This is a genomic window from Centipeda noxia ATCC 43541, assembly GCF_000160555.1.
Lineage (GTDB): Bacteria > Bacillota > Negativicutes > Selenomonadales > Selenomonadaceae > Centipeda > Centipeda noxia.
In genome coordinates this window covers 33,260-43,880 of the sequence record NZ_GG749281.1, presented here as the reverse complement: position 1 = coordinate 43,880, position 10,621 = coordinate 33,260, and the positions used below count along the sequence as shown (strand labels likewise).

Annotated in this window: 1 protein-coding gene; it reads right to left on the bottom strand. The window is 55.6% G+C overall.

Annotated features, from left to right (window positions below; all coding sequences use genetic code 11):
- Positions 1-10,446, bottom strand: a 10,446-nt coding sequence (locus HMPREF7545_RS07130) for a beta strand repeat-containing protein (RefSeq protein WP_006695028.1), incomplete at its 3' end; no start/stop codon positions are given.
- Positions 10,447-10,621: the final 175 nt, after the last annotated feature.

Here is a 10,621-nt window from a genome sequence, read left to right as displayed (position 1 = left end):
GACGCGCCAGTCATTTCCAACCTTCTTGTCATAGCCGACCTGAATGGTGGAATAGTTCATGCGGAAGTTGGCATTGTCCTTGTTGCTGGTGGCTTTGCCGCGGTAGGCACGTGCCCAGATGCCGGTATCCTGCGGAGAGAGGCGGAGGTCGCCCATACGCTTCATGAGGTCGTTCGCCTCAGCCCGCCAAGCCATCGAGGATGCGGTCATCGCGGATTTGACGCCGCTCATGAGCTTTGTCTCATAGTCACCGTATTCGATCTGCGTATTTGGATTTGGATTCGGATTGGGATTGGGATTCGGGTTCGGGTTCGGGTTCGGGTTCGGGTTCGGGTTTGGATTGGGGTTCGGGTTCGGTTCTGTTGCCGGCGTGTAGACGTAGCCGCCCTGGCCGCTCGCCGCATCGAATGTGATGTTCTCGATGCGCTTGCTTGCAGACGATGTCGTGAGGCCCTCAGCGATCTCAGCCTTACCCGTGAGATTCCTCTCTCCCGTCGTATAGGCCGTATAGTAGAGTTTGTTCGCGAGTGCGTTGAGCGTTGCGCTCACGAGATTCTTGTCTGCTGCCTTTGTGGATTCCGTATTGAGGCCGACATTGTCTGTCACCATCTTGACGAGACTGCCTGCCGCCGCTTTCCCGATCGTGACCTTTCCGCCGTAGATCGTCGTCGGCGTTGCTGCGTCGTGGCGATAGAGCATCGTCGTCGAACCGTTGAACTCATCGATCATGAGATCGCCCGTCTCGCCAAGTCCCTTCTCCTCAATGGAGGAAGAACCCGTCTTTACGGGGGCGCCGCTGAGGCTTTGACTCGACGCGAGGAAACGGTTCGTTCCCGTCATGTCGATGAAGCCGCCTTCGCCCGTGAAATACTTAACTTTGCTGATTGCGGCGTTGTTGTCCTGGTCTTTCTGCTCCGGCGTGATGGCGTTGTGCCAGATCGCACCGTCGGAAAGTTTAAGCTGCAAATTGTCTCCAATATTGAAGCCTGTCCAGTTCGTGCCCGCGCCGCTCATCTCCACCTTCATGGAGCCGTTGGAGAATCCCTTCCAATAGGCACCGTTCTTCATAAAGAGGTTGACTGCACCGAGCTGGCCCGGCGTCACGCCGTAGCCGCGCGTATCGGCATAGTTGCCGATCCAGTGTGAATCCGCGGTCGCGAGACCAACGCTCACACGGCCTTTCGTGCCCATGCCGCCGTTCGTGACGATATCGCCTTCGACAACGGCGCGGTTCGTACCGGCACCGTTCGCGAGACCGTCCGCTCCCTTCGTGACGTTGAAGTTGACGGTACCGTAGTTCTGCGTGACAAATTCGCCATAGGCGCGGATCGCTGCCCATGCACCATTGATGGCGCGGATGGAACCGCCGCCGATGTCAATCTTCGAGGCGACAGCACTCACCGCTTCATTTGCGCCCTTGCCGTTTGCCGCGTCATTTCCGTCTGCCAGCACATCGACAAGACCGTCGATCGTGATGTTCGACTCGACACCGTTCACACCGTTCATCGACTTGATGACGGCAACGTTCGTCTTTGCGGTTCCGTTGGAACGTACCTTCAGCACCTTATCCTCAAGGTTGCTGCCGCCGTTCTGAATGTGGATCGCGCCGCCGCCGTTGACGAAGAGCGCCGCAGTCTGTCCGCCTGCCGTGCTCTCTGCATCAATAGAGATAGCTCCGGCATTTTTGATATTGACTTTCGAGTTCTTCCCAATGGACGAGATGCCAGTCGTGCTGACATCCGTCTTTGTATTGACGGCGAGGTTCTTTCCGCTCAGATCGATATCGAGTGTCTTTCCATTATTGGCACTGGATATCGCCGCGCTGATATCACTCATCCACGCGCCGGCCGAAATCAGATCCTTGCCGGTCGTAATGGTGGAGTCTTTCGTGAAGATATACCTGCCGTCGGCCTTGCGGACACCGGTATTCACATACGGAGCATCATGCACCTCATCGCCTGTGATGGCGGTGGTGAACTCCGTCTGCGTCTGAGAGTCCGGCGGCTCCACAGCGGGGGTATAGACATAGCTGCCCTGTCCGCTCGCCGTGTCGAACGTGATGTTCTCAAGGCGTTTGCTTACAGACGATGTGGTCAGACCTTCGGCGATCTCCACCTTGCCAGAGAGGCTGCGCTGACCGCTCGTATATGCGGTGTAGTAGAGCTTCTTTGCCAGAGCGTCGAGCGCTGCGTTCACGAGATTCCTGTCGGCTGCCTTTGCGGATTCCGTATTGAGTCCCGCATTGTCCGTCGTCAGTGTGATGACGCTGCCGCCCGCTGCGTTTTTGATGCGGAAGTCGCCGCCCTTCATCACCGTCGGCGTCGCGGCATCGTGCTCGTAGAATACGCGCGCATAGCCACTGTAGTTGTCGATCGTGATGTCATTGGCGTTCTTCTGGAAGATCACGCCCGCATGGGAGGCATCACTGCCGCCCGTGAAGTTCGACAGACGGCTGACATATCCGGTCGGCTGCGTCATGTACTCCTCATTATGCCATGCAGCGCCGTTCTGGAGCCAGAGATTGAGCGTCCCGACGCCGGAGATAAGCCCTTTGAGGTACGATGTTCCGGTCGTAAGCGCAGCATCCACACGGCTGTCGGACTCCCTGGAGACAATGTTGCCGTCGAGCATAACTTCGCTGCTGCCGACTGTGCCGTCCTTGATATTGAGATTGATGCGTCCATTGCCCTGTACATCAAGCGTTGCCGCATCTTGGGAAGCGGCATTTACCTTGGCATGGAGGCCTTCCAGCGTCACCGTGCCGCCATAAGCCTGCACCGCTTTGCTGCGATCCGTGCCGGCGACATCGATTTCCGTCGTGCCGGAGATATTCGTCGCGCCGCCCGTAGACAAAATGCCCCAGGTCGTCTGCAGCGGAACGGTGGAAGTCGAATCGTTCACAAGGAGCTTCAGCGTCTTCGCCTTGATATCAAGCGCCTTTCCGGTGTTGACGATGCCGGCGCCTTGTGTGATACTCGTGATTCCGCTGCCGTTCTTGATCGTCAGAACGCGGTCTGCGGCATCAATATGAATATCCGCACGCGTCGTGATTGTGCCGCGGAGTCCGCTTACGTCGTTTTGATACGTGATGTTCGAGTCTTTCGTGAAGCGATATGTGCCGTCTGCCTGACGAACATTCGCATCGATGTACTCCTGATCTGCATCCGCACCGAGGAGACGTGTCGTGAATTCCGTCGTCGTCTGCTCCGTGCTCGGCGGCGGAGGTTCGACGGCAGGTGTATAGAGATAGCTGCCCTGTCCGCTCGCCGTGTCGAACGTGATGTTCTCAAGGCGTTTGCTTGCAGACGATGCAGTCAGACCTTCGGCAATCTCCACCTTGCCCGAGAGGCTGCGCTGACCGCTTGTATATGCGGTGTAGTAGAGCTTGTTCGCGAGTGCGTTGAGTGTTGCGCTCACGAGATTCTTGTCTGCTGCCTTTGCGGATTCGGTATTGAGTCCGACATTGTCTGTCGTCAGCGTGACGGCGCTGCCTCCTGCTGCATTATTGATGCGGAAGTCGCCGCCGATGATCGTCGTCGGCGCTGCAGCGTCATGTGCGTAGAGTACCTTCGTATGACCGCTGTAATTGTCGATCGTGATGGGGTTTGCATCCTTCTGGAAAATCACGCCTGCGTGCGCGGCATCGCTGCCGCCTGTGAATGCTGCCACACGGCTGCCCTTCCACGTATCGCTTGCCTTGGTCTTCCGTACGTTCGTCCACGATGCGCCGTTCTGCAGGGCGAGGTTGAACTGCCCGACATCATGCGCCGTGAACCCACCGGCACCGAAATCATTGCGATCGATGTTATAGGTCGCCGCTCCGGTCCAAGAGGAGTCGTTTGTTGTGAGAGCAAGGTTCAGAATGCCTTTGGCCTCATAGTCTCTCAGCTGACCGCCGCTGTACTCGATGGTCTTCTTTCCGTACTCACGGGTGACGTACATATCGCCCGTGATATTCGTCTTCTTGTTTCCGATGACACCTTCCGAGCGGTTGATGTTCACCGTTCCTTTTTCGGCGTACACTGCATAGTAGTGCTTGGACAGGCTGCTGTCTTCCGCCGCGGAGATGGTACCGCCGCTGACATCGATGAGGCTGTTTGCACCGACCGTTTTCAGTGCGCTGCCTTTAATGTCGCGAATATCGACATTGCCTTTGACCGTGATCGAGGTATCGTCTCCCGTCGTTACCAGCGCGGAAAGGTTGCGCCCGTCATCGGCGACTTGCTTCTTATCTGTGCGGTCGGCACGTACAGACTGAACGGTGAGATCGCCGTTGATGACGACCTCGCTCTTCGAGCCGATCGTGCTGCTGGTCTGCACCGCGGAGGCATTGTAGCCCTTGGCGTGTACATCTTCGATGACGACAGGCCCGTCGATCTCGAGGCGGGAGTTTGCATCGGCGTAGATTCCGTTCGCAGCCCGCGTATCGGTATTCGACGCCTTGATGGTCAGCGGGGCAGAGGCACCGCTGTTTGTAATTTTGACATGTTTGTTGCTGCCGATGTAGATTGCATTTGCAACCTGGTTTGTGCTGTTTGCCTCAATGCGCAGGCTGTGCCCGTTCATATCGACAACCATCGGATGCTGCTTGTCATAGGCGCTGTTTTCTGTATAGAGCGCCGAGACAACGCGGTTCCCCTTCGTGTTCGGCTGCGTGGCAAGAGCCAGACGATCATAGGTGAGCGTCTCCGATTCTTTGATGGGGTCTGTCGTTGTCAGCGAGAGCGGGGTATAGACATAGCTGCCCTTTCCGCTCGCAGCGTCAAAGGTGATGTTCTCGAGCCGCTTGCTCGCAGACGAAGCGGTCAGACCTTCCGCGATCTCGACCTTGCCTGTGAGGTTGCGCTCGTTTGTTGTATATGCGGTATAGTACAGCTTGTTCGCGAGGGCGTTGAGGGTTGCACTTACGAGGTTCTTGTCGGCTGCGCCGGCATTTGTGCTCGTGTTCAGCCCCGTGTTGTCCGTGCGAAGCAGGATGCTGCTGTTTGCGGCCGCCTTCTTTATCGTGACATTTCCGCCGAAAATATTTGTCGGCACAGATGCGTCGTGGCGATAGAGAACGGTCGTATTGCCGCTGAAGTTCTCAATGGAGAGATCGCCTGTCTCTCCAAGGCCCTTTTCTTCGAGAGAAGTCTCTTTTCCCTGATACCCAACAGTGGGCTCGTTGTACTTCCCGAGGAACCGGTTTGTACCGGTCATGTCGATAAAGCCCTGATTGCCTTTGAAGACATTGATCTTGGCGGCTGCCGCCTTGCCGTCTTTGTCTTTCTGCTCCGGTGTAATGGCATTGTGCCAGATGCTTCCGTTGTTCAGCGTGAGCTCAAGGTTGTCTCCCATGTGGAAACCGGTCCACTTCGTATTGGCGCCCTCCATTGTGACCTTCATGGGACCTGTTGCGAATCCCTTCCAATAGGAACCGTTCTTCATGAAGAGATTTACGCCGCCCTGTGTCCCCGGGGTTACACCATAGCCCGCGGCAGTGGTGTAGTTGCCAAGCCAGTAGGAATCTGCGGTTGAGAGACCGACGGAGACGCGGCCGTTTGACCCCATACCGCCCACCGTGACGATGTCGCCCTCGAGGACGGCTCGATTCGTGCCAGCGCCGTTAGCGAGGCCATCTGCGCCCTTCGTGACGTTGAAGTTGACGGTACCTGCATTGTCTGAAACAAATTCGCCGTAGGCACGGATTGCTGCCCATGCATCGCCCGTTGCACGGATGGAGCCGCCGCCGATATCGACGCGGGATGCGACAGCACTGACGCCTTCATTTGCACCCTTGCCGTTCGGGTAGGTTCCGTCTGCAAGGATATCGACGAGACCGTCAATCGTAATGTTCGACTGTGCATCTGACACGCCGTTCATCGCCTTGATGACGGCGATGCTCGCTTCTTTCTTGCCGGAAGAACGCAGCGTCAGCACCTTGTTCTCCAGGTTGTTACCGCCGTTTTCGATGTGGATCTCGCCGCCGCCGTTGACAAACAGGCCCGGGGCATATTGGCTTCCCGTATTTTTGGCATGGATCGAAATGGCGCCTGCATTCTTGATGTTGAGCTTGGCACCCTTATCTGTTGCGGCAAGACCTGCTGCTGTTGTATCGTACGCTGTATTGATCGTCAGATTTTTTTGTCTGAGATCAATATTCAGCGTAGTTCCCGGATTGGTGTTCGATACGGCAGCATCCACCTGACCGACCCATGGCCCGCCGGGAACCGGGTCAGAAGTCGTCGCCGTGATCGTTGTATCCTTCGTAAACACATAGTCACCGTCGCCCTTGCGGACGCCGCTGTCGACATATGGCTTATCATGTGCCGCATCGCCTGTGATGGAGGTGGTGAACTCCGTTGTCGTTTGCTCGGACGGCGGGGGAGGGGGCGTAGATCCGTTGCGCGGATCATTCTCATCATAGCTGCCCTGCATGGAGGCAAACGTGATGTACTTGTTGACGGCAGATGCCGTAAGGCCTTCCTTGAGCTGCAGCTTTCCGCTGAGTTTGCCGTCTGCAGCACCTGCATAGAAAAGCTTATGTGCGAGGGCATCCAGCACATCCTTTTGGTTCGCGGCCGTTACACCGGCCTGATCCGTTCGCAGTGTGACGACGGAATCAAGCGCCGCCTTATTGATCTTTACATCGCCGGCATCGAATACGGTTGGCGTTGCAGATGTATGCGCATAGTCGATATTTGTATGGCCACTGTAATTATCAATAGTCAGTGTACGCCGATCAATTTGGTTGATCGTTCCGGCCTTGTCGGCATTGCTGCCGCCGGTCAGCGATATGAGCCTGCTGCCCAGGAACGGATTGTCCATGCCTGCGAGCACGGAGGGGGACTGATTCCAGTCCTTGTTGTTCCAAACGGCACCGTTTGCAAGCAGGAGACGCGCTCCGTTTGCCGTTTCGCCCTCCTTGTGGATGACGCCGTTCAGTACGGACTCTGCTGTGGTCAGCGAGAGATCGACATTGCCGTTTGATCCGGTGCGGATATTGCCGTTCAGGGAGACGTTATGCGTGCCTTCCTTATTGACCGTGACGGCACCGTCGCTGTCGATGGACCAGCCCTCTGAGGAGGCTTTGTTGAGCGTGACTTCCAGACCGTCGGCCTCGATTGCCGCGCCGCGGCTCGTCGAGAGCCCCTTCACCGTATCTCCGCCGATCGCATTGATTTTTAGATTCCCTTTAACGCGGACGGCGGAGTTGTCTTGAATATTCCAGATGCCATAGGCTCTTCCATCCCTATTTTTGAGATCAATGTTCAGCGTATCTGCAGTGATGTCAATACCATTGGCAGAACTGTTCTTAATGCCAAGGATAAATCCGCCGCTGCTCTCTCCACTGAGGGTTAACGTATGTCCTGCGGCGTCGATGGACAGTGGCTGCTTTGGGATCCCCGTATTGTGAATCATACCATCGTAGGTATTCTTGGAGATCTTCGTATCCTTGGTGAACTTGTAGCTGCCGGGGGACGGCTCGACATTGGCGTTCTTGTATTCCGCCACGTCCTTCTGTGTGAGCTGCTCGGTGAACGAGGTCTTTGTCTGCTCCGTGCTTGGCGGCGGAGGGGTAGGACCTCCACTGGCGTAGCTGCCGCGTTCCGTCGCAAAGGTAATGTTCTTGTTGATGGAGGAGGCCGTCAGTCCCTCGCCGATCGCAAGCTTGCCTTTGAGTTTCCCGTCGGCGAAATTCTTGTACGTCAGCTTATTGGCGAGCGCATTCAGCACGGTGTCCTGATTGGCTGCTGTCACTCCGTTTGCATCGGTAAAGAGTGTGAAAACATTCTCCGTTCCCACAGCCTTGCCGATGACAATATCACCGCCCTTAAAGGTTGTCGGCGTTGCTGCGTCATGCTGATAAATAGCCGCCGTATGGCCACTGTAATTATCAAGCGTCATTGCATCCGAATCCTTTTGGTAGATGATACCGCGTGTGGCCTCTGTCGTTCCGCCATAGAAATTGGTGACACGGCTTCTGCCGACATAGATCTTTTTGCCGGCGACATCGGTGAGTGCGCCCGCGCCGATGTCCTCGTTGTCCTGATAGTAGCGCGCATTGCGCCCCTCATTCAGCCATGCTGCACCGTTCTGCAGATAGAGATTCGCCGTACCGCCGTTATCCACAAGGCCGTGCAGGTAGGACTTATCCGTCAGCAGTGCGACGTTCAGCGTGCCGGTCGGCAGAGCAAAGAGATCACCGTCAAGTTTTACGTCCGCAATATTGGGACCTTTCTTGTCGTTGCCAGGCTTTGAGCCGTCCTCGCCCATATTCATAGAAATATCGCCTTGATAGGCTGCAAGTGCATAGTAGCTGTATTTTGTTCCTGCAGGGACTTGAATATGCCCGCCGCCAGCGATACGGACTTTGCTGTCTTTGGCATTTGTTGTCACACCGTTGCCATAGACGGTCATGTCGGCATTTCCGCTTTTTCCATTCGCGCTGCTGCCGGCGATGACAACCTCACTCTTTTCAACTTGCGTCAGGATACCCGCATTGTTAAAGCGCGAAAAAACATTTTCGCGATTGAGAGGAATACCCCACTCATCTGTACGCGCACCGGCAATTTTTAAATCACCGTTGATTCGAATTTTCGAAGCTGCAGTTGCTTCATAGGATTTTTCGCCGAGGCGGTCGCTTTTTTGAATGGCAACCCCGTTTCCGCCAAGACCGCCTGACATCGAGATATTGACCGAGCCGTTGACTGCAAGCAGGGATCCTTTATCTTTTTGCGCATCAAGCTGAATTGCGTTGGTCAAGGAATTCCCGCCCGCAAGACCTTTTGTGATAATATTAACTTCTTGTGCCGTTACAGTGACATTTGTTCCGTTTCCGGCATAGATTCCTGTCGGATTGCCGACGGTGTTCTCCACCTGCAGCTGCAGAGAGTTCTTTCGTGCGTTGATATTAAGCAGCCGGTTTCCGCTTGTCCCCGAGATAGCTGCAATAACGTTGGTATGCGGATCGCCAAGCATATCCTTTCCGACGCTTATGACTGTGTCGCCGTTAAAGTTGCGGCGATCTGCAACAGGGGCTGTGATATCCGCATTTGTTTTCCAAACAGCGTTCCTATTCTCCTCTGCGGCGGTCGTTCCTCCGCCCAGTTCCGCAGGAAGCGTCATCACAACGGAGGCGATGTTGCCGGAGACCCAGTCCGGATCAATCGTTGTGACCTTGTTGAAGCGGTTCAATGACTTGTTGTCCGAAAAATCCTTCGCCTGCCACTTGTATTTCTCTGTGGTGTCGCCGTCCGTATAGACACGCAGTGTGTCGCCCAGCTCAAGCCAGAGACGCTTCGTGTAGTACTCGGCATTGAGTTTGCCGAACCAACCCTCTTCCTGATGTGTAACAGCAAGCTCTGTCCAGTCGACCGGATTCTCCGAGAGAAGATTAGATATGGTAGTTTGATAGACACGTGCGTCGATCTGGCTGCCGGTCGGGCTGAGGTTGTATGTCATGACATAGGCAGTGCCGTTCGGCAGTACCTTCAGATCGCGCATATCCTCGCCCGTAGCTTTGACATTGTTCGGGAGAACGGCACGACGCTGCTCCGTACTTGCCAGTTTGCCGCCCTCGCCGAGCTTGGCGATATTGATGGCCGTATAGTTCTTATTGCCGGTCCCGTCGTAGTGCTGATAGCCTCCGATACAGGAAATGAGGATCTGGTCGTTGAACTTGTTGAGCCGTCCCTGATCGATGTTGCGGCTGATGCGCGTATAGCTGCCGAACTTCAGACTGCCGTCACTCTGTATCTCATACTGCATGAGAAAGCCGTCGTCATAGGGCTCATAGCCGCCGAGCGGGTTGACGGAGGTTGCCACATACAGATTCTTCCCGTCAACGAGCAGTGCCTCGCCGTGTACCTGGGCCTTCGTAGGATCGCCGACATAGGATTTGTTGTCGTCGATATTCTGGAAGGCTTCGTTGAAGTTGTAGCCGCAGTACTGCTGGATATCATTTTTTAGGTTGACAACGGCGCTGGTATTTTCCATCAATCGCGTACCTCTTTGACGTACAACACCGATCTGCCCGAGGTCATACCCCGTCATATAGATATGCTCATCACTTGCTGCCGCCGCATGCATATTCGGCACGGCACTTGTCTGGCCTTTCGCTACAGTCGCCGCAGCTCCCGCAGAGTTTGGATCGATGAGCAGACTGTCCTCCAACTCTGTCGTGCTGTATGTATATTGTCGCATCAACAGCATGCTCTTGCCATTTTGATGGAAATTAAAGGACGCCGGGTCGCGGTTGAGGTTCTTCAGCACGCCGGGCTGGGGCGCCGCATCGACCTCTGTTGTCACGCGCGAGCCGGTCACCGTTCCCATCTCGCTGTTGCTGTAGTTCGACGGAACGGTTGAGACGAGGTTCGCTGCGCTTGCCGTCGCGCCGTAGAGCAGTCCGCCCATCACAAGAGCGCAGAGACGCAGCTGCTGCCGTTTGCCAAAATACGTCTTCATAACTTCTCCTCCTTAGAATTCGTAGCGAAATGTCATATAATAGCTGCGTCCTTGCAGCGGATACTCGATGTTCACCATGCCCGGATTGCTGCCGTAGCGCTGCACGCTGTTCACTTTCAGCCTGGATGCCGCATCAAACACGTCGTTGCAGCCGAGCGTCAGCGTCATATCCTTT